The organism is Pantoea vagans, from assembly GCF_004792415.1.
Classification (GTDB): Bacteria; Pseudomonadota; Gammaproteobacteria; order Enterobacterales; family Enterobacteriaceae; genus Pantoea; species Pantoea vagans.
Genome location: NZ_CP038853.1, coordinates 3316765 through 3336630, shown reverse-complemented (window position 1 = coordinate 3336630; position 19866 = coordinate 3316765). Strand labels below are relative to the sequence as shown.

Annotated in this window: 17 protein-coding genes; 7 read left to right on the top strand and 10 right to left on the bottom strand. The window is 55.3% G+C overall.

All coding sequences use genetic code 11. The features are described 5' to 3' along the window. Window positions 1-40 precede the first annotated feature (40 nt). Window positions 41-2746, top strand: a complete 2706-nt coding sequence (gene secA / locus EGO56_RS15815) for a preprotein translocase subunit SecA (RefSeq protein WP_135910094.1) — start codon at window positions 41-43, stop codon at window positions 2744-2746. 154 nt (window positions 2747-2900) lie between these two features. Further along, entirely contained in the window at window positions 2901-3296 is a 396-nt protein-coding gene (gene mutT / locus EGO56_RS15810; protein WP_135910093.1) for an 8-oxo-dGTP diphosphatase MutT, read from the top strand. 27 nt (window positions 3297-3323) lie between these two features. Here mutT and yacG read toward each other — a convergent pair whose 3' ends face one another. Genes yacG through coaE form a run of 3 tightly spaced genes read right to left on the bottom strand, consistent with a single transcriptional unit; the run spans window position 3324 to window position 4889 of the window. Next, the gene (gene yacG, locus EGO56_RS15805) at window positions 3324-3524 is read right to left on the bottom strand and encodes a DNA gyrase inhibitor YacG (RefSeq protein WP_013356775.1); all 201 of its coding nucleotides are present in this window, start codon (window positions 3522-3524) and stop codon (window positions 3324-3326) included. Window positions 3525-3532: 8 nt separating this feature from the next. After that, window positions 3533-4276, bottom strand: a complete 744-nt coding sequence (zapD, locus tag EGO56_RS15800) for a cell division protein ZapD (RefSeq protein WP_013356776.1) — start codon at window positions 4274-4276, stop codon at window positions 3533-3535. Between the two features lie 4 nt (window positions 4277-4280). Further along, complete coding sequence (coaE, locus tag EGO56_RS15795) at window positions 4281-4889, bottom strand: dephospho-CoA kinase (protein WP_135910091.1); 609 nt, start codon at window positions 4887-4889, stop codon at window positions 4281-4283. Between the two features lie 234 nt (window positions 4890-5123). Here coaE and EGO56_RS15790 point away from each other — a divergent pair, with 234 nt between their 5' ends. Beyond that, complete coding sequence (locus EGO56_RS15790; protein WP_033781869.1) at window positions 5124-6164, top strand: GMP reductase; 1041 nt, start codon at window positions 5124-5126, stop codon at window positions 6162-6164. 26 nt (window positions 6165-6190) lie between these two features. On the opposite strand, the gene hofC is transcribed toward EGO56_RS15790, so the two are convergent. The 4 genes from hofC to nadC all read right to left on the bottom strand — a co-directional run bounded on the left by hofC (window position 6191) and on the right by nadC (window position 10282). After that, on the bottom strand, window positions 6191-7390 hold the full coding sequence (gene hofC, locus EGO56_RS15785; RefSeq protein ID WP_135910089.1) for a protein transport protein HofC: 1200 nt from the start codon (window positions 7388-7390) through the stop codon (window positions 6191-6193). Further along, window positions 7383-8768 (bottom strand): type II secretion system protein GspE, encoded by a 1386-nt coding sequence (gspE, locus tag EGO56_RS15780; protein ID WP_135910087.1) that lies wholly within the window; start codon window positions 8766-8768, stop codon window positions 7383-7385. The genes hofC and gspE overlap by 8 nt, the downstream gene beginning before the upstream one ends. Beyond that, window positions 8755-9210, bottom strand: a complete 456-nt coding sequence (gene ppdD / locus EGO56_RS15775) for a prepilin peptidase-dependent pilin (protein ID WP_013356781.1) — start codon at window positions 9208-9210, stop codon at window positions 8755-8757. The genes gspE and ppdD overlap by 14 nt, the downstream gene beginning before the upstream one ends. Window positions 9211-9385: 175 nt before the next feature. Further along, window positions 9386-10282: a carboxylating nicotinate-nucleotide diphosphorylase gene (gene nadC / locus EGO56_RS15770; protein WP_135910592.1), complete on the bottom strand. Its 897-nt coding sequence runs from the start codon at window positions 10280-10282 to the stop codon at window positions 9386-9388. 197 nt (window positions 10283-10479) lie between these two features. Here nadC and ampD point away from each other — a divergent pair, with 197 nt between their 5' ends. Both ampD and ampE read left to right on the top strand, forming a co-directional pair. Further along, on the top strand, window positions 10480-11031 hold the full coding sequence (ampD, locus tag EGO56_RS15765; protein WP_135910086.1) for a 1,6-anhydro-N-acetylmuramyl-L-alanine amidase AmpD: 552 nt from the start codon (window positions 10480-10482) through the stop codon (window positions 11029-11031). A 16-nt stretch (window positions 11032-11047) separates the two neighbouring features. Beyond that, window positions 11048-11902, top strand: a complete 855-nt coding sequence (gene ampE / locus EGO56_RS15760) for a beta-lactamase regulator AmpE (RefSeq protein ID WP_135910084.1) — start codon at window positions 11048-11050, stop codon at window positions 11900-11902. On the opposite strand, the gene EGO56_RS15755 is transcribed toward ampE, so the two are convergent. The 3 genes from EGO56_RS15755 to aroP form a co-directional block, all read right to left on the bottom strand. Next, window positions 11884-12843, bottom strand: a complete 960-nt coding sequence (locus tag EGO56_RS15755) for a glycoside hydrolase family 43 protein (protein ID WP_135910081.1) — start codon at window positions 12841-12843, stop codon at window positions 11884-11886. The genes ampE and EGO56_RS15755 overlap by 19 nt on opposite strands. After that, window positions 12840-14252 carry a glycoside-pentoside-hexuronide (GPH):cation symporter gene (locus tag EGO56_RS15750; RefSeq protein ID WP_033731579.1) on the bottom strand — a complete coding sequence of 471 codons (1413 nt, stop codon included), beginning with the start codon at window positions 14250-14252 and terminating at the stop codon, window positions 12840-12842. Before EGO56_RS15750 ends, EGO56_RS15755 begins: the two co-directional genes overlap by 4 nt. A 198-nt stretch (window positions 14253-14450) precedes the next feature. After that, entirely contained in the window at window positions 14451-15806 is a 1356-nt protein-coding gene (gene aroP, locus EGO56_RS15745) for an aromatic amino acid transporter AroP (protein ID WP_135910079.1), read from the bottom strand. 516 nt (window positions 15807-16322) lie between these two features. Here aroP and pdhR point away from each other — a divergent pair. Continuing rightward, a complete protein-coding gene (gene pdhR, locus EGO56_RS15740; protein ID WP_033781878.1) occupies window positions 16323-17087 on the top strand; it encodes a pyruvate dehydrogenase complex transcriptional repressor PdhR in 765 nt (254 codons plus the stop codon). Between the two features lie 101 nt (window positions 17088-17188). Continuing rightward, window positions 17189-19855: a pyruvate dehydrogenase (acetyl-transferring), homodimeric type gene (aceE, locus tag EGO56_RS15735; protein WP_135910077.1), complete on the top strand. Its 2667-nt coding sequence runs from the start codon at window positions 17189-17191 to the stop codon at window positions 19853-19855. Window positions 19856-19866 lie beyond the last annotated feature (11 nt).

The following is a 19866-nucleotide window of genomic DNA, read 5'->3' as shown; positions in this document are numbered from 1 at the left end:
CAGTCCGGAATGCGCCGGCTGAATTGAGAATATATTTACTATGTTAAGCAAAATATTGACCAAGGTTTTTGGTAGCAGTAACGATCGTACGCTGCGCCGTATGCGCAAAGTGGTGGACGTCATCAATAAGATGGAGCCCGATTTTGAGAAGCTCTCTGACGATGAACTGAAAGCGAAAACCGATGAGTTCCGCGAGCGCCTGAAAAAAGGTGAATCGCTGGAAAACCTGATCCCGGAAGCGTTCGCGACCGTGCGTGAAGCGAGTAAACGTGTGTTCGGCATGCGTCACTTCGACGTGCAGTTGATCGGCGGCATGGTGCTGAACGACCGCTGCATCGCTGAAATGCGTACCGGTGAAGGTAAAACCCTGACCGCAACGCTGCCAGCCTATCTGAATGCGCTGTCCGGCAAAGGCGTTCACGTAGTGACCGTCAACGACTATCTGGCACAGCGTGATGCGGAAAATAACCGTCCACTGTTTGAGTTCCTGGGTTTAAGCATCGGTATCAACATGTCGGGCCTGCCGGCTGTGGCGAAGCGTGAAGCCTATGCTGCTGATATTACCTACGGCACCAACAACGAATATGGCTTTGACTATCTGCGCGACAACATGGCTTTCAGCCCGGAAGAGCGTGTACAGCGTAAACTGCACTATGCGCTGGTGGATGAGGTCGACTCCATCCTGATCGATGAAGCGCGTACGCCGCTGATTATCTCTGGTCCGGCAGAAGACAGTTCTGAGCTTTACACCAAAGTGAACAAGATCATCCCTCATCTGGTTCGCCAGGATAAAGAAGATACCGAAACCCATCAGGGTGAAGGTGACTTCTGGGTCGATGAGAAAGCGCGTCAGGCTCACATGTCTGAGCGTGGTCTGGTGAAAGTGGAAGAGCTGCTGGTCAGCCAGGGCATCATGGAAGCGGGTGAGTCTCTCTACTCACCGACCAACATCATGCTGATGCACCACGTCACTGCAGCGCTGCGTGCGCACGCACTCTTTACCCGCGATGTTGATTACATCGTGAAAGATGGCGAAGTGGTGATTGTTGATGAACACACCGGCCGTACCATGCAGGGCCGTCGCTGGTCCGATGGTCTGCATCAGGCGATTGAAGCAAAAGAAGGCGTTGAGATTCAGAACGAGAACCAGACGCTGGCCTCTATCACCTTCCAGAACTACTTCCGTATTTACGAGAAGCTGGCCGGTATGACCGGTACTGCTGATACCGAAGCGTTCGAATTCAGCTCTATTTACAAACTCGACACCATTGTGGTGCCGACCAACCGTCCCATGGTGCGTAAAGATCTGGCCGACCTGGTCTACATGACCGAGAAAGAGAAGATCGATGCCATTATCGAAGATATCCGTGAGCGCACAGCCAACGGTCAGCCAGTGCTGGTGGGGACCATCTCGATTGAAAAATCAGAAGTGGTTTCTAACGAACTGACCCGTGCCGGTATCAAACATAACGTCCTGAACGCCAAATTCCACGCCCGCGAAGCAGATATCGTGGCGCAGGCCGGTCAGCCGGGTGCGGTCACTATCGCCACCAACATGGCCGGACGTGGTACGGATATTATGCTGGGCGGTAGCTGGCACGCTGAAGTGGAAGAACTGGAAGAGCCAACTGAAGCGCAAATCCAGGAGATTAAAGCGGCATGGCAGATTCGTCATGATGCGGTTCTGGCTTCTGGTGGTCTGCACATTGTCGGTACCGAACGTCACGAATCGCGTCGTATCGATAACCAGCTGCGTGGTCGTGCCGGCCGTCAGGGTGACGCTGGTTCTTCGCGCTTCTACCTGTCGATGGAAGATGCGCTGATGCGTATTTTCGCCTCAGACCGCGTCTCCAACATGATGCGTAAACTGGGCATGAAGCCAGGCGAAGCGATTGAGCATCCATGGGTCACCAAAGCGATTGCCAACGCACAGCGTAAAGTTGAAAGCCGCAACTTCGATATTCGTAAGCAGCTGCTGGAATATGATGATGTGGCAAATGACCAGCGTCGCGCGATTTACAGTCAGCGTAATGAGCTGCTGGATGTCTCTGACGTTAGCGAAACCATCAATAGCATTCGCCACGATGTCTATAAAGCCACCATCTACACCTATATTCCGCCGCAGTCGCTGGAAGAGATGTGGGACGTGCCGGGTCTGGAAGAGCGTCTGCGGGCTGACTTCGATCTGAACCTGCCGATTGCAGAGTGGCTGGATAAAGAGCCTGACCTGCACGAAGAAGTGCTGCGTGAGCGCATCATGACCCACGCCACGGAAAGCTACGCAGAGAAAGAGCAGATCGTTGGCGCAGAGATGATGCGCAACTTCGAAAAAGGCGTGATGCTGCAGACGCTGGATTCATTGTGGAAAGAGCATCTGGCTGCGATGGACTATCTGCGTCAGGGTATCCATCTGCGCGGCTATGCGCAGAAAGATCCGAAGCAGGAGTACAAGCGTGAGTCCTTCGCTATGTTTGCCGCAATGCTTGAATCACTGAAGTATGAAGTGATCAGTACGCTGAGCAAAGTGCAGGTGCGCATGCCAGAAGAAGTTGAAGCGATGGAGCAACAGCGTCGTGAAGAAGCTGAACGTCTGGCGCAGCAACAGCAGCTAAGCCATGTAGAAGAAGATCTGCTGGCAGCCGAGCCTGTGGCGGAGCAAAGTGGCGAACGTAAAGTCGGCCGCAACGATCCCTGCCCATGCGGTTCCGGTAAAAAGTACAAGCAGTGTCATGGCCGTATTGCCTGAGACTGAATGCTGATAAAAAAGGAGCCGCTGGCTCCTTTTTTTATGCACTCTGCTAACGTAATCTCTGCGCCAGCGCTGAGCTAAAGCGGTTAACTTCCGCTCCGGCATGCTCTAGAATCAGCCTTCATTCACTAATGACGACCGGATAGTTTCCATGAAGCACCTGCAGGTTGCAGTTGGCATCATTCGCAATGCCAATAAACAGATTTTCCTTGCCCAGCGCGCGGCAAGCTCTTACATGGCGAACAAGTGGGAGTTTCCTGGCGGTAAGATTGAAGCGGGCGAAAGCGCCGAACAGGGGCTGATCAGGGAGCTACACGAAGAGACCGGGATTGACGTCACTGAGGCACGCCCGATTGGTCATGCAGACCACAGCTATGACGATTTGCGCGTAACGCTGCATTTCTTTCTGGTTGAAGGGTGGAAAGGCGAGCCGTGGGGCAAAGAGGGTCAGCCACAGCGCTGGGTTGATCAGCATGCGCTGGTGGCGGAGGAGTTTCCACCCGCGAATCACCAGCTGATTGCGCGTCTGGTCGCGGGCGAACTCTGACTGGATGGGGCAGTGCGCCCCATCTCATCAGCGATCTTCTTCTTCGCTCCAGTTATCACTGTCGTTCATGTCGTTGCTGCTGGGAATGCGTTTTTCTTCTGCGGCCCATTCTCCTAAATCGATGAGCTGGCAGCGCTTACTGCAAAAAGGGCGCCACGGGCTGAGCTCATCCCAGATCACATCTTTGCCGCACTGCGGACAGGAAACAGTCATTACTTCTTGCTGCATATTTACCTCTAACAACAGGCCAGCTGGAAGTTAAGGCGGGCCGGAACTTCACCGCGCTCACTATCAAGTGGCATAAAACGAATGGCGTAGCGGCTTTTATGTCCGGACACCTGGGGATAGAGCGCATCGTCCAGCGACAATTGCAGTCGCAGCAGATCGGCACCCTCGGCATTATCCTGATAAAAACCATTAAGACTGGTCTGCATATGGAACGCGCCGGACTGGCGGATCAGATCCAGTACCATTGCCAGCGCATGATGCAGTGGCTCCAGCGTCTGCATCCAGGCCTCGACCTGCGCATCGCGCGTTTCCTGCGGCAGATGGAGCCAGATGTGCAGGCCCGGCAAATCAAAGCTGCAGCATCCGCCAGGAATGCTCAGTCGCTGACGCACCAGGGCAATCAGACGATCCTCGCGCAGTTGCTGGCCCATACGCGGTGCATTCATCAACTGCGTTGACTGAATTTTGAGTTTATCGCGCAGAGCATCCACCAGCGTCATATCGACGCCAGGCACGTCAGCCCACGCCCGTAATTTTTGCTGCTGACGCTCAAGTTCTTTCAACAGTTCTGTCCGCATGTCGCCGCGCTCAAAAATATCGAGCAACTCGCCAGTCAGGCGAAAAAAGGTCAGCGCATTAACGGTTTTATCCAGTGGTGTCGTTTCATCTAACTGATTAATCAAAAACTCAACCCGTAACCAGGTTCGCATTTTTTCATTCAGTGGGTGTTCAAACAGAACGGGTGTGCTCATGGTATTAATCCTGTTTCGTTGCCGCCAGCCTGAGATAGCGCTGATGGAGTTCGGCAACCTGTGGCAAGGCGTCGTCGGGCTCACCACTGTTATCAATAATGTCATCGGCACAGGCGAGGCGCTGCTGGCGCGTGGCCTGTGCGGCAATAATACGTTTCGCCTGTTCGACGGAAAGGTGGTCACGCTGCTGGGTGCGCGCTAACTGCGTTGCCTCATCGACATCCACCACCAGTACCCGATCAGCCTGGTGCTGTAACTGGTTTTCCACCAGTAATGGCACCACCCAGAGCACATAAGGTGAGGTGGCCTGGGCGATCAGTTCTCGTGTCCGGGCGTTAATCTGCGGATGCAGCAGGGCGTTTAACCAGCTTTTCTCTTCAGGCTGCTGAAAAATAATGTCGCGAAGCTGTTTACGATCAAGCGTTCCCTGATCCGTCACGATTGACGCGCCATAGCGTGCCTGAATGGCCTGCAAAGCGGGCGTGCCAGGTTCAACAACTTCGCGGGCGATCAGGTCAGCATCAATAATGTCCACGCCAGACGCGGCGAATGCCTGGGCAATCGTACTCTTTCCACTGCCGATTCCCCCTGTAAGCGCGACGATATAGGGCATGTTTCTCACCTGACTTCATAATCCGACATAGGTACAGGGTAATGATCTGGCTAAAAAAGGCAAAAATGCGCGGCAGATCACACCGATAAAGCACAACTAAATTTAACGGATTGTAGCGTAAATAAAGTGAAATTCGCAGTCTTGTCGCGCAGCGAGAGGCGCGTATCATAACGTCACTGGAGCTGTGCTTACTTCGTGAACGACGATTCATTGCCACTTACCAGGACACTGTTTATGCGTATTGAAGAAGATTTGAAACTGGGCTTTAAAGATGTCTTGATCCGCCCCAAACGTTCAACCCTGCAAAGTCGCTCACAGGTTGAGCTTGAGCGCAGCTTTACCTTCAGACATTCAGGCCTGAGCTGGAGCGGCGTACCGATCATCGCCGCCAACATGGATACCGTCGGCACATTTTCGATGGCCGAGGCGCTGGCCAGCTTCAATATCCTCACTGCCGTCCACAAGCATTACAGCGCAGACGACTGGCGGGCGTTTATTCAGCGCGTGCCTGCGACAGTCCTGAACCATGTGATGGTTTCAACCGGCACCTCAGAAGCCGACCTGACTAAACTGGTCGCGATTATGGCGCTGTCTGACGATCTGCAGTTTATCTGCATTGACGTGGCTAACGGCTACTCACAGCATTTTGTCGATTTCCTGCAGCGCGCGCGTGAAATGTTCCCGGCTAAAACCATCTGTGCCGGTAACGTGGTCACGGGCGAAATGGTGGAGGAGCTCATCCTCTCCGGCGCGGATATCGTCAAAGTCGGTATTGGCCCGGGTTCGGTCTGCACTACACGAGTGAAAACCGGTGTAGGCTATCCGCAGCTTTCTGCTGTCATTGAGTGTGCCGATGCGGCGCATGGTTTAAGTGGACAGATTGTCAGTGATGGCGGCTGTTCCGTGCCGGGCGATATTGCAAAAGCCTTTGGCGGCGGCGCTGACTTTGTGATGCTGGGTGGCATGCTGGCGGCACATGATGAGTGTGAAGGGCAGGTCGTCGAAGAGAATGGCGAAAGCTTCATGCTCTTTTACGGCATGAGTTCCGAATCGGCAATGAAGCGTCATGTCGGCGGGGTCGCGCAATACCGTGCCGCAGAAGGTAAAACCGTGAAGCTGCCATTACGTGGTCCGGTGGCTGATACCGCGCGTGATATTCTGGGTGGACTGCGTTCCGCCTGTACGTACGTCGGGGCTGAGCGCCTCAAAGAGCTGACCAAGCGCACGACCTTTATCCGGGTTAACGAGCAGGAAAACCGCGTTTTCAATCGATAGTCTTTCGGGGCGCACTCTGCGCCCCCTTAATGCATCGCATCACCCAGCCCGAACACCGGCAGATACATCGCAATCACCAGCGTGCCGACAATGCCGCCAATCACCACCATCATCATCGGTTCCAGTGACGCCGCCAGTGTGTCAGCGCGCTCTCGCGTTTCTGCCTCGTGCCATTCCGCCAGGCGAGCCAGCATCAAATCCAGTGCGCCCGCCTCTTCACCAACCCGAATCAACTGACCACATAAGGGCGTGAACAGCGGATGCTGCATCAGCGCCTGATGCAGAGGACTCCCCTGCGCAATATGCTGCTGCAGTCCGGCCATTGCTTCCCGCCAGAGTAATGAAGAGAGCGTGACTTCCACGGCGGCCAGCCCCTGTAACAGGGTTAACCCGGCGCGCTGCGTGAGATTCAGGATGGTATAGATCTGCGTCAGCTGCGTGCCTCGCCACAACCCGGAAAGCAGCGGGATGCGCAGGAAAAGCATCTGTTCACGGCGTTGCCAGCCTGGAGAGCGTCGTCGCAGCTGATGCCATCCAGCCAGCATCAGCGAAATACTAAAGGCCAGCACACCGCCCCATTCCTGAAGCGCGGCAGATAACTGCATGACCGCGGCTGTAAAAGCGGGCAGGGGCGCGTCAAAGGAGTCATACACCGCAACGAACTCTGGCAGCACGAACAGCAGCATGCCGCAGGTGACCGCTATCGCCACCAGCAGAATGAACAGCGGATAGCGTAACGCCTTTGCCACCTGATGCCATAATTGCTGCTGGCGGATCTGCTGCTGAGCCAGCTCACTGCAGCAGACATCCAGCTGCCCCGTCAGTTCGCCCACTTCCATCAGAGCCGGGTAGAGCGGCGGAAAAATCTGCGGCCATTCACGCAAAGCTTGTGAAAAAGGGGCACCGCTGAGTACCCGATGATGCAGGGCGAGCATCAGAGCCCGCCAGCCTGCATGAGGATGCCCCTCAGCCAGTAAAGCCAGACTCTCAGCCAGCGGCAGGCCCGCTTTGAGCAGGGTAGCCAGCTGACGAATCAGATCGGTTTTGTGCTGCCACGTCCACTCCCTCTGACGCCAGATTTTTTCCCGCTTCCAGCTCACCGGCAGAAGATCGCGCTGCGACAGCATCTGTAGCAGGTTGTCAGTGTCGACAGCCAGTAGCTGACCACTGAGTAACTGGCCCTGGCTATCGACCGCCTGCCAGCTGAATAAAGCTGTGTTAGCCATCGTCCAGCCCAATCACCCGTTGCATCTCTTCCAGCGAGGTATCGCCGCGGCTTACCGCTTCCAGGCCGGAAACCAGTAAAGTGCGCAATCCCTGCTGTTTCGCCAGACTGAGCAGATTCTCCAGCGGCATCTCGGCTGCAATCGCATTCTGCAGCCTGGCATTGATCGGCAGCAGCTCAAACAGCGCCAGCCGGCCAAAATAGCCGGAGAAGCAGTGGTCACAGCCGGGGGCCCGCCAGGTCTGCAGGGTGCCGGGCCAGAGTTCCGCAGGATAGTGCGCCACCGCCTCAGCGGGCTGACGGCAATGGGGGCAGAGGCGTCGGACCAGACGCTGTGCAACGATCAGTTTCAGCGCTGACCCCAGCAGATAACCGGGAATCCCCATCTGCCGCAGCCGGGTTAGCGTTTCGGCGGTGGAGTTGGTGTGCAGCGTCGACAGCACCAGATGCCCGGTCTGCGCCGCTTTCACCGCAATCTCCGCTGTTTCGGCATCGCGGATCTCGCCCACCATGATCACATCCGGATCCTGCCTCAGCAGCGCCCGCAGGACGCGGTTAAAATCGAGACCGTTTTTGGTGTGAATCTGCGTCTGGTTAGTGCCGGGCAGTGGGATCTCAATAGGATCTTCAACGCTGCACAGATTTTTTTCCGGTTTATTCAGGGCACTGAGTCCGCTATAAAGCGTAAACGTCTTGCCGCTGCCGGTGGGGCCGGTGACCAGGATCAGTCCCTGTGGCTGGGCCAGTGCGGCACAGAACAGACGCAACTGGGCAGCGGGTAAGCCGAGCTTATCCAGAGACAGCGCCGCGCTTTCACTCTGCAACAGCCGGACCACTGCTTTCTCGCCGCCATAGATGGGTAAGGTCGCCAGGCGGAAAGAGGCGGGTTTACCGGCAATCTCCATGCTGAACTGACCATCCTGCGGTAAGCGGCGTTCGGCGATATCCAGCCCACCAAGGATCTTCAGTCGTGCCAGCAACGCCGCAGGCTGAGTGGAAGGCAGTGAAGAGAGCGGATGCAGTACGCCATCAATGCGCAGTCGCACACGCAGACCCTCGCGGCAGGGTTCGATATGCACATCGGAGGCTCGTCGCTCCAGTGCCTGACGCAGGATAAGCTGTGTCGCTTCAATTGCTGACTCGGCAGGTGTCTCTTCGCGCGCAACCAGCGGTTTATCAGCGTGCTGGAGCTGATCAAGCCGGGCCTGCGGCCAGCATTCGATCTCAATCTGACACTGGCTGGCAAAGTTGAGCGCTTCAGCCAGTCCGGGCGGCACGCTCTCCGCGACGGCGACGCGCAGTAGACTGGCATCATGGTGCAGAACCAGAGCGCGATAGCGCTGGCATAATGCCGCAATCGTCTCATCAGGCTTGCTCATCGCTGGCTCCTTTATCCGCAAAGCGGAATTGTTCCCGGCAGTTGTCCTGCAGGCTGGTATTACTGCTGGTGCAGCTGCGTTGCCAGCTGATGCCGCCCTCTGTGCTGTCCCAGATCGGCAGCATTTCAACGCTCAGACCATTCAGGCTCTCCTGGCCAGTCAGCGTAATTACCCCGTTGGTCACGCTCAGTGTTGAGACATAGCGCGATCCTCTGGCTGCCGGAATGCCTGCTTCTCCGGCCTGACATTGTGTGGGACCACCGCGCTCCATGGCGCAAAGCTCTACCGCGGTTTTATAGGGCACCATCGTTTGCAGCATGTCGGTGAGGGCCGCACGCTGCAGATAGTTTTGATAAGCGGGCAGGCCAATGGCACTTAAGATGGCCACAATACCTACCACAATCATCAGTTCAACCAGCGTAAATCCACGTTGATAATTCATCACATCGTCTCCTGAGTTAAGAAGGCGACAGGGTAAAAATCGGGGGCGGTGAAAGACAGTCAGAGATCGGCGAACTGGAAAGCGTGATGTGAAGAGATTTCAGAATTGCAGCGCAGTCGAAACTGCGCCGGAAGCGGGGTCGCAAAATCGCCGTGTCAGGTTACGGCGGGACAGGCTATTTTTGTTTAAAACGCATTGAGAGATCCAGCGCCCGCACATGCTTGGTCAGCGCGCCAACCGAGACGTAGTCCACGCCGGTCAGGGCAATCTGCGGCAGGGTGGTTTCGGTCACGTTGCCGGAAACCTCCAGCAGCGTCCGCCCCTGGTTGAGTTCGACGGCTTCACGCATCGCTTCCAGACTGAAGTTGTCCAGCATCACAATGTCGGCTTCCGCTTCCAGCGCCTGACGTAACTCTTCTAATGATTCCACCTCTACCTCAACCGGCACATCGGGCTGCAGCCACTGCGCGCGTTCGACTGCCTGAGCAATCGATCCGCTGGCAATAATATGGTTTTCTTTGATCAGATAGGCGTCAGAGAGGCCGAGGCGATGATTGCTGCCTCCGCCGCACAGTACGGCATATTTAAGTGCAGTCCGCAGTCCTGGCAGCGTTTTGCGCGTATCCAGCAGTTGCGTCTGGCTTCCCGCCAGCAGCGCAACATAGCGGCTGACTTCAGTGGCAACGCCCGAGAGCGTCTGTACAAAATTAAGCGCCGTGCGCTCGGCGGTCAGCAGCAGGCGGGCAGGCCCCTCAATTTCAAACAGCAACTGATCTGCTTCGATCCGATCACTATCTTCAACATGCCAGTTCAGAGCCACATGCGAGCCGAGCTGAATGAACACCTCTTCAACCCAACGTTTACCACAGAAAACACCGGCTTCACGGGTGATGACCTGCGCATGGGCCTGCGTTTCAGCAGGTAACAGCTGCGCGGTAATGTCGCGATCGGCGTCGATTTCACCACCGAGATCCTCTTTTAACGCCAGCGCAACGGCATCCGGGATGTCACTTTCAATGCGTTTGATCAGGGCCTGACGGCGACTGTCGGGATCGTAACCACGGGATGACATAGGCATTTTACTCCAGAAACAGGAAGGACAGAGGCGGTCACAATAGCCTGAACCGGCATCAGGTTCCAGCAGTGGATAGCATTTTGTTTAGTATCCTTAACAAAGGGCAATTTAATGTCACCGGACCGACACACTAAGAGGCAAGAATCCTTTATTATTCATGCTATTCTCAGCCTGGCGATATAAGGAAAAACGGTATGAAAATCAAACAGGGCTGGCTGACCGGTGTGCGTCACGTGCCGTCAACGCATTGTAATGAACGCCCTGACGATGAGGCGCCTTCACTGCTGGTGATCCACAATATCAGCCTGCCACCCGGTGAATTTGGCGGCCCCTGGATTGACAGACTGTTTACCGGCACATTACCGCCGGATGCCCATCCCTATTTTGCGGATATCGCCGCGCTGAAAGTGGCAGCACACTGCCTGATTCGTCGTGACGGGGAGATTGTGCAATATGTCTCCTTTGACAAACGCGCCTGGCATGCAGGCATTTCGCAGTTTGAAGGACGTGAAAACTGCAACGACTTCTCCATCGGTATTGAGCTGGAAGGAACTGACAGCGAGCCGTATAGCGAGGCGCAATATCGGGCCTTGCAGCAGGTCACGCAGTTACTGCTGCAACACTATCCGGTAACGCCTTCGCGTATCACGGGGCACAGCGACATCGCGCCGGTACGCAAAACCGATCCCGGACCTGCTTTTGACTGGGACTACTACAAACAGCTGTTAACGCAGCAAAAATCGTGATTTTTGCGGGGTCAGTATGACGTTGTTTACCTTGTTGTTGGTTTTAGGCTGGGAGCGCCTGTTCAAACTGGGCGAGCACTGGCAGCTCGAACACCGGCTGGAGCCAATTTTTCGCCATCGCCGCCATTACTCCATGATGCGAACCCTGCTGATGACCTTACTGGCGATGGCGCTGACCGCGCTGGTGGTCTGGAGTCTGAAAGGATTGCTGTTTGGCGTGCTGCAGTTGCTGTTCTGGATCGTTGCCGGACTGCTCTGCATCGGTGCCGGCTCAGTACGTCAGCACTACCATCGCTACCTGAAAGCGGCCAGCCATGACGACGACGCGGCACATCAGGCGATGGCGGCTGAGCTGACGCTAATCCATGGTGTGCCGGTGGAGTGCAGCGAACGTGAGTTCCTGCGCGAGCTGCAGAATGCGCTGATCTGGATAAACTTCCGTTTTTATCTCGCCCCGATGTTCTGGCTGGTGGTGGGTGGCCCGTGGGGACCGGCGCTGCTGGTGGGTTACGCGTTTCTGCGCGCCTGGCAGGGCTGGCTGGCAAAGCACGGTACACCGATGGCGCGAGCGCAATCAGGCGTGGATGCGATTTTGCATCTGCTCGACTGGATCCCGGTGCGGCTGGCGGGTGTCGCTTACGCGCTGCTGGGCCACGGCGAAAAAGCGCTGCCCGCCTGGTTTGCCTCGCTGACCGATCGTCACCGTTCTCAGTATCACGTGCTGACGATGCTGGCGCAGTTCTCACTGTCGCGCGATCCGCACACCGATAAAGTTGAAACGCCACGGGTGGCCGTGGCGTTAGCGAAACGGACTTCGCTGGTGCTGGTTGTTGCCGTCGCGTTGCTGACGATTTACGGCACGCTGGTGTAATCAGCAGGTGGCACGCCGAAATCGGGCGTGCCATCTTCCCGCCAGCTGAAATATTTCAGTCGGGTATGGCGGTTCGGATCCCAGAGTGGATCGCCCTCAATTTCAGTGTAATTACGCGCATGGTAAACCAGCACGTCGCGTCCTGCCTCATCCTGAGTAAAGCTATTGTGACCCGGCCCGTACTGGTGGTTGTCCCAGCTGGACACAAAAACTGGTCGCGCTGATTTCTGCCAGGCCGCGACATCAAGCGGGTTGGCATCTGCGGCAATCGACAGGAGCCCCAGACAGTAATTCTCATCGGTGGCGCTGGCGGAGTAGGTCACAAACAGCCGATCGCCGTGACGGATGACCGCCGGACCTTCATTAACACTGAACCCTGCACATTCCCACTCATATTCCGGCCGGCTTAGCATCACCGGCGTGCCTTTCAGCGTCCAGGGATTCAGCAGCTCAGCCAGGTAGAGGTTAGAGTTGCCGGGAATCAGGGGATCTTTCTGCGCCCAGAGATACCAGTTTTTGCCCTGATGCACGAAGTGGGTAGCATCCAGTGAGAAGCTGTCGAACTGACTGAAGACGCGGCGGCAGGGCTGCCATTCGCCCTGCAACGGATCTGCGGCTTCGCATACCAGCGCATACATCCGGTGCTGAAACAGTCCTTCTTTGATCTCCCGCGTCGGGGCTGCCGCGAAATAGATGACCCATTGACCGTCAATGTAGTGCAGCTCAGGTGCCCAGATTAATTCGCTGCAGGAACCACTCGCGGGCTTGCGCCAGACCACAACTGGTTCGGCGCTGCGCAGGCCAGCCAGCGTGGTAGCGCGCCGGATCTCCAGCCGGTCATATTCCGGCACCGAGGCCACAAAATAGTAGTGCTGTTCATGGCGCAGGATAAAGGGATCGGCGCGCTGCTCAATAAAAGGATTCGGCAGGATTGCAGTCATTTAACATCTCCGGTTGGCGTGACAACACCGTTACGCAGGCGAACAGTGTGTAACTCATGGAAGTTTTCGCGGCGCAGCGCAAGATCCTGCTGGATGGTAATCATCATTTTGCGGTCAACCTTCATCAGCCGCACCACACCTGCAGTAATCAGATAGCCGACGCCCGGAATAACGGTGAACAGCAGCATGATGCCGTTAATCGCCTCGGGTGACTGCTGTTTAGCGCCTGCATTGTAGCCGTAGATCGACAGCAGAAAGCCGACCATCGCACCAGCCACCGCCAGTCCCACCTTAAGGAAGAACAGGTTGCCGGAAAAGCTGATACCGGTAATGCGTTTGCCGGTTTTCCATTCGCCGTAGTCATCCACATCGGCCATCAGCGACCAGTGCAGCGGAGAGGGGATCTGATGCAGAATATTCAGCACAAAATAGGCGACCACAACCATCACGGTAGCATGGGGATCGATCCAGTAGAAGGCGCTGGAGAAGAGGGCCAGTGCGATATTGGTCCAGAAGAAGACTTTGAGTTTGCACCAGCGATCGGTGAGCAGTTTTGCCAGCGTGCTGCCGAACATCATGCCAATGACTCCCAGACTGATAAACAGCGTGGCGAAGTGCGTTGACTGGCCCATGACCCAGGTCACGTAATACATGGTGGCCGCCATGCGGATAAAGCCAGGACAGACATTACAGAAGGTCAGCAGCAGAATGCGCACCCACTGGTCATTCTTCCAGACGTCACGCAGATCTTTCTTCAGATCATCATTGCTCGGCACGGCCGGGCGAATACGTTCCCGTACCGTGGCAAAGCAGAACAGAAACATCGCCAGACCAATGGTGGCCAGTACCGCCATCGCCATCTGATAGCCACGTGCTTTGTCTTCACCGCCAAACCACTCCGCCATCGGCAGCAGCGACAGCGACAGTATCAGCGTGGCGATGCCGACCATGACAAAGCGGTAAGACTGGCAGGAGACACGCTCACCGGGATCGTTGGTAATCACGCCGCCCAGCGAACAGTAAGGAATGTTAATCGCGGTATAGGTCAGCGACATCAGGAAGTAGGTGACGAAGGCCCAGATCACCTTGTTGTGGTAAGTCCAGTCTGGCGTGGTGAACATCAGAACGCTGAAGACCACATAGGGCACGGAAACCCACAGCAGCCAGGGACGAAAACGGCCCCAGCGACTCTGGGTGCGATCGGCGATGGCACCCATAATCGGGTCGGTGACTGCATCCAGCACCCGGACCGAAAGCAGCAGGGTTCCGACCAGCGCCGGAGCCAGCCCGAAAACATCGGTATAGAAGTAGTTCAGGAACAGCATGATGGCACCGCCAATCATGTTGCATCCGGCATCGCCCATGCCATAACCCAGTTTTTCCCGAAACGAGAGGGCTGCACCTTTCATGGTTTTCTCCTGCGCATCCAGTGTGAACAGGAATTATTGTCATCAAATCAGCGAGATGAATGGGAGTAATTCGTCATGAAGATGGACAAAACAGGTGCGGGAAGAGAAGTGTGAACTGGATCGGGGCTGAAGAGGGGCAGGGGAACGCGGGTGACGTACTGCAACCTCCCACAGGAGGTCACAGTACGCGGTAAGGCATCAGGCCTTTTGCGTCTGGTTCTTGATAAAGTAACCAATACCCAGAATGACCAGCCAGACCGGGATCAGCCAGACAGAGATCGCCATGCCCGGCGTGGTCGCCATCAGCACCAGAATCGCCGCCAGGAAGACCAGGCAAATCCCGTTACCCGCCGGATAGAGCAGCGCTTTGAAGCGGGTGGTGACGCCCTGCTGATCTTTCTTACGACGGAACTTGAGGTGCGCCAGGCTGATCATCGCCCAGTTGATCACCAGCGCGGAGACGACCAGCGACATCAGCAGGCCAAACGCTTCGCCCGGCATCAGGTAGTTGATCAGCACGCACAGCGCAGTGGCAACAGCCGAGACCAGAATGGTTAAGACCGGCACACCGCGACGATCGACTTTCAGCAGCGCTTTCGGCGCATTGCCCTGCTGTGCCAGACCAAACAGCATGCGGCTGTTGCAATAAACGCAGCTGTTATAGACCGACAGGGCCGCCGTCAGGATCACCACGTTCAGCGCATTCGCTACCATGGCATCGCCCAGCTCGTGGAAAATAAAGACGAACGGACTGACTTCTGACGTGACACGGCTCCACGGCATCAGAGACAGCAGCACCGCCAGTGAACCAATGTAGAAAATCAGAATACGCCACAGCACCTGGTTAGTGGCTTTTGGAATGCTTACTTCCGGGTTGTCAGCCTCTGCAGCGGTGATACCCACCAGCTCCAGTCCGCCAAACGAGAACATGATAATTGCCATGACCGCGACCAGACCGCCGATGCCGTGCGGGAAAAAGCCGCCCTGTTCCCACAGGTTGCGCACGGTTGCCTGCGGACCCGCGTGACCACTGAACAGCAGCCAGCCACCAAACAGGATCATGCCGATGACCGCAACCACTTTAATAATGGCGAACCAGAACTCCATCTCACCGAACACTTTCACATTGGTCAGGTTGATGGCGTTGATCATCACGAAGAAGATGGCGGCTGAGGCCCAGGTCGGAAAGTCTGGCCACCAGAACTGGATATATTTACCGACGGCGGTGAGCTCTGCCATGGCAACCAGCACATAGAGCACCCAATAGTTCCAGCCTGAGGCGAAGCCGGCAAAGTTGCCCCAGTATTTATACGCGAAGTGGCTGAAGCTGCCGGCGACCGGCTCTTCCACCACCATTTCACCCAGCTGACGCATGATTAAAAAGGCAATAAAACCGGCAATCGCATAGCCCAGAATAACGGCCGGTCCGGCGGATTCAATGACCGATGCGCTGCCCAGAAACAGCCCGGTTCCCACTGCACCACCCAGCGCGATGAGCTGAATGTGGCGGTTCTTAAGACCACGTTTCAGCGCTTCGCCTTGCTGTTGTTCCATACAAACCTCGTGATGTTTTTATTCTTCGTTCGCAGCGCAGTCCGCTGTAATGAAGTAGTTACAATAACGTATTGATTATTTTACGGTATCTGGCCTGCTGAATGCTGCCATCTGCTACCCTGGCGACAAGAATAGTGATAAGCGAATCTCTTTGCACCTGCTTTCGCCTTTCGTGCTGAGAGTTGACTGAAAAAACGCCGTCCCGGTCACGTCTGTCCCCCGCAAACTTCTGCCATGAAATGCCGTTAATGACGAATAGCTTTCACTTATGGTTACCGCTGCGCTCAGGCCCTGAGCGGGTGTAAGGTTTGGTAAAAGTGCATTTATTTAACATTTACAGGAACGAGGATTTTTCATTTTTTTAACCGCGAGTTAGCGTCAGCACAGGCTTGCGGGGGATGTGAATGTCGCAGACACCATATAGACACAAGGTGAATACTTTGTTACTTTACCGGCACCTCTTTGCAATTGGTATTACCAATTTACTCCGGACGATTGGCTTAATAAGAAGGGATGATGGCTTACAGTAAGATTCGCCAACCCAAGCTCTCCGACGCTATCGAGCAACAGCTCGAATCCCTGATTATGGAAGGGACACTGCGTCCGGGAGAGAAGCTGCTCCCTGAGCGCGAACTCGCTAAACAATTCGATGTCTCACGTCCATCTCTCCGCGAAGCGATCCAGCGCTTAGAAGCCAAAGGATTATTGCTGCGCCGACAGGGTGGCGGAACATTCGTACAGGAGCATCTCTGGCAAAGCATGAGCGATCCACTCGTTGAGCTTCTCGCCGACCATCCGGAATCACAGTTTGACCTGCTGGAAACACGTCATGCCTTAGAAGGCATCGCGGCCTATTACGCAGCTCTGCGCGGCACGGAAGAAGACCTGCTGCGCATTCGCGACTGCCATGTGCATATCCAGCAGGCGCAGGACAGCGGCGACTTAGACGCCGAAGCGGACGCAGTGATGCAGTATCAGATCGCTGTCACAGAAGCGGCCCATAATGTTGTGCTTTTACATTTGCTACGCTCAATGGGCCCTATGCTGGAACAAAACGTTCGTCAGAATTTCGAATTGCTCTACTCGCGCCGGGAAATGCTGGCAAAAGTGAGCGGTCACCGCGCCAGAATCTTTGAGGCGATTGTGGCTCGTGAGCCAGAAAAAGCGCGCGAGGCTTCACACCGTCACCTGGCGTTCATAGAGGAAATCTTGCTGGACAGAAGTCGGGAGCAGAGCCGTCGAGAACGCTCCCTGCGTCGTTTACAGCAACGTAAGGAATAACGTGCGACAAAGATCGTACGGACATCAGACGAGGCTGCCTGCATCTGCTTTAACAGGCTCCCGATTATTCAACGTATTAGACACAGATAAGGAACACACCCATGTCAGAACGTTTACACAATGACGTGGATCCGATTGAAACTCGTGACTGGCTACAGGCGATCGAATCGGTCATCCGTGAAGAAGGTGTTGAACGTGCACAGTATCTGATTGATCAGGTACTGGGTGCAGCCCGCAAAGGCGGCGTAAAAGTGGCTGCAGGTTCGTCTGCAATCAGCAACTACATCAACTCTATTGCCGTTGAAGATGAACCCGATTATCCGGGCAACACCTCTCTTGAACGTCGTATCCGTTCCGCAATCCGCTGGAACGCCATCATGTCGGTGCTGCGCGCGTCGAAGAAAGATCTGGAACTCGGTGGTCACATGTCCTCCTTCCAGTCTTCTGCGACGATTTATGAAGTGTGCTTCAACCACTTCTTCCGCGCCCGCAGTGACAAGGATGGCGGCGATCTGGTCTATTTCCAGGGCCACATCTCTCCAGGCATCTATGCCCGTGCGTTCCTTGAAGGTCGCCTGACTGAAGATCAGATGAACAACTTCCGTCAGGAAGTTGACGGTAAAGGTCTCTCTTCTTATCCGCACCCGAAACTAATGCCGGAATTCTGGCAGTTCCCGACCGTATCAATGGGTCTGGGTCCATTGTCAGCGATCTATCAGGCGAAGTTCCTGAAGTATCTGGAACACCGTGGCCTGAAAGACACCTCTGCTCAGACCGTTTACGCCTTCCTGGGTGATGGCGAGATGGATGAGCCGGAATCTAAAGGTGCGATTACCATCGCCACCCGTGAAAAACTGGATAACCTGGTCTTCATCATCAACTGCAATCTGCAGCGTCTGGATGGCCCGGTAACCGGTAATGGCAAGATCATCAACGAGCTGGAAGGCATCTTTGCCGGTGCTGGCTGGGAAGTGATCAAGGTCATCTGGGGCGGACGCTGGGATGAGCTGCTGCGCAAAGATACCAGCGGCAAGCTGATTCAGCTGATGAACGAAACCGTTGACGGTGACTACCAGACCTTCAAATCCCGTGATGGTGCCTATGTGCGTGAGCACTTCTTCGGCAAATATCCTGAAACCGCGGCGCTGGTTAAAGATATGTCCGATGATGAAATCTGGGCATTGAACCGTGGCGGCCACGATCCGAAGAAAATCTATGCGGCACTGAAAAAAGCGCAGGATACCAAAGGCAAGCCAGTATTGATCCTGGCGCATACCATTAAAGGTTATGGTATGGGCGACACCGCGGAAGGCAAAAACATTGCTCACCAGGTGAAGAAGATGAACATGGATGGCGTACGCTATATCCGTGATCGCTTCAACGTGCCGGTTGCTGACGATAAAATCGAAGAACTGCCATACGTCACCTTCGAGAAAGGCTCAGAAGAGCATGCTTATCTGCACGGTCAGCGCGAGAAGTTAGGCGGCTACCTGCCAACGCGTCAGCCGAAGTTCACTGAAAAGCTGGAAATGCCAGCACTCGAAGAGTTCAGTGCGCTGCTGGATGAGCAGAACAAAGAGATCTCGACCACCATCGCCTTTGTGCGTGCCCTGAACGTGATGCTGAAGAACAAGTCGATCAAAGATCGTCTGGTTCCGATCCTCGCCGATGAAGCGCGTACCTTTGGTATGGAAGGTCTGTTCCGTCAGATTGGTATCTACAGCCCGAACGGTCAGCAGTACACCCCGCAGGACCGCGAGCAGGTTGCTTACTATAAAGAAGACGAGAAAGGTCAGATTCTGCAGGAAGGGATCAACGAGCTGGGCGCAGGTTCATCCTGGCTGGCTGCGGCGACCTCTTACAGCACCAACAACCTGCCGATGATTCCGTTCTACATCTATTACTCGATGTTCGGCTTCCAGCGTATCGGCGATCTGATGTGGCTGGCGGGCGACCAGCAGGCACGCGGCTTCCTGGTCGGCGGCACCTCGGGTCGTACGACGCTGAACGGCGAAGGTCTGCAGCATGAAGATGGTCACAGCCACATTCAGTCGCTGACTATCCCGAACTGTATTTCTTACGATCCTTCATACGCTTATGAAGTGGCTGTCATCATGCATGACGGTCTGGTGCGTATGTATGGCGAAGCGCAGGAGAACATTTACTACTACATCACCACGCTGAACGAAAACTACCATATGCCAGCCATGCCGCAGGGTGTGGAAGAAGGTATCCGTAAGGGTATCTACAAGCTGGAAACGGTAGAAGGCAGCAAAGGTAAAGTGCAGCTGCTGGGCTCAGGTTCTATCCTGCGTCACGTGCGTGAAGCCGCGCAGATCCTGGCGAAAGATTACGGTATCGGCTCTGATGTCTACAGCGTGACCTCGTTCACCGAACTGGCGCGTGATGGCCAGGATTGTGAGCGCTGGAACATGCTGCATCCGACTGAAGAAGCGCGTGTACCTTACATCGCTCAGGTGATGAACGACGCACCTGCTGTTGCTTCAACCGACTACATGAAACTGTTCGCTGAGCAGGTTCGTAGCTATGTCCCGGCCAGCGATTATCGCGTACTGGGTACCGATGGCTTTGGTCGCTCTGACAGCCGTGAGAACCTGCGTCATCACTTCGAAGTTGATGCATCTTATGTGGTGGTTGCCGCGCTGGGTGAGCTGGCTAAACGCGGCGAGATCGAGAAGAAAGTGGTGGCCGATGCGATCACCAAATTCAATATCGATGCCGATAAAGTTAACCCGCGTCTGGCTTAAGAGGTAATAGA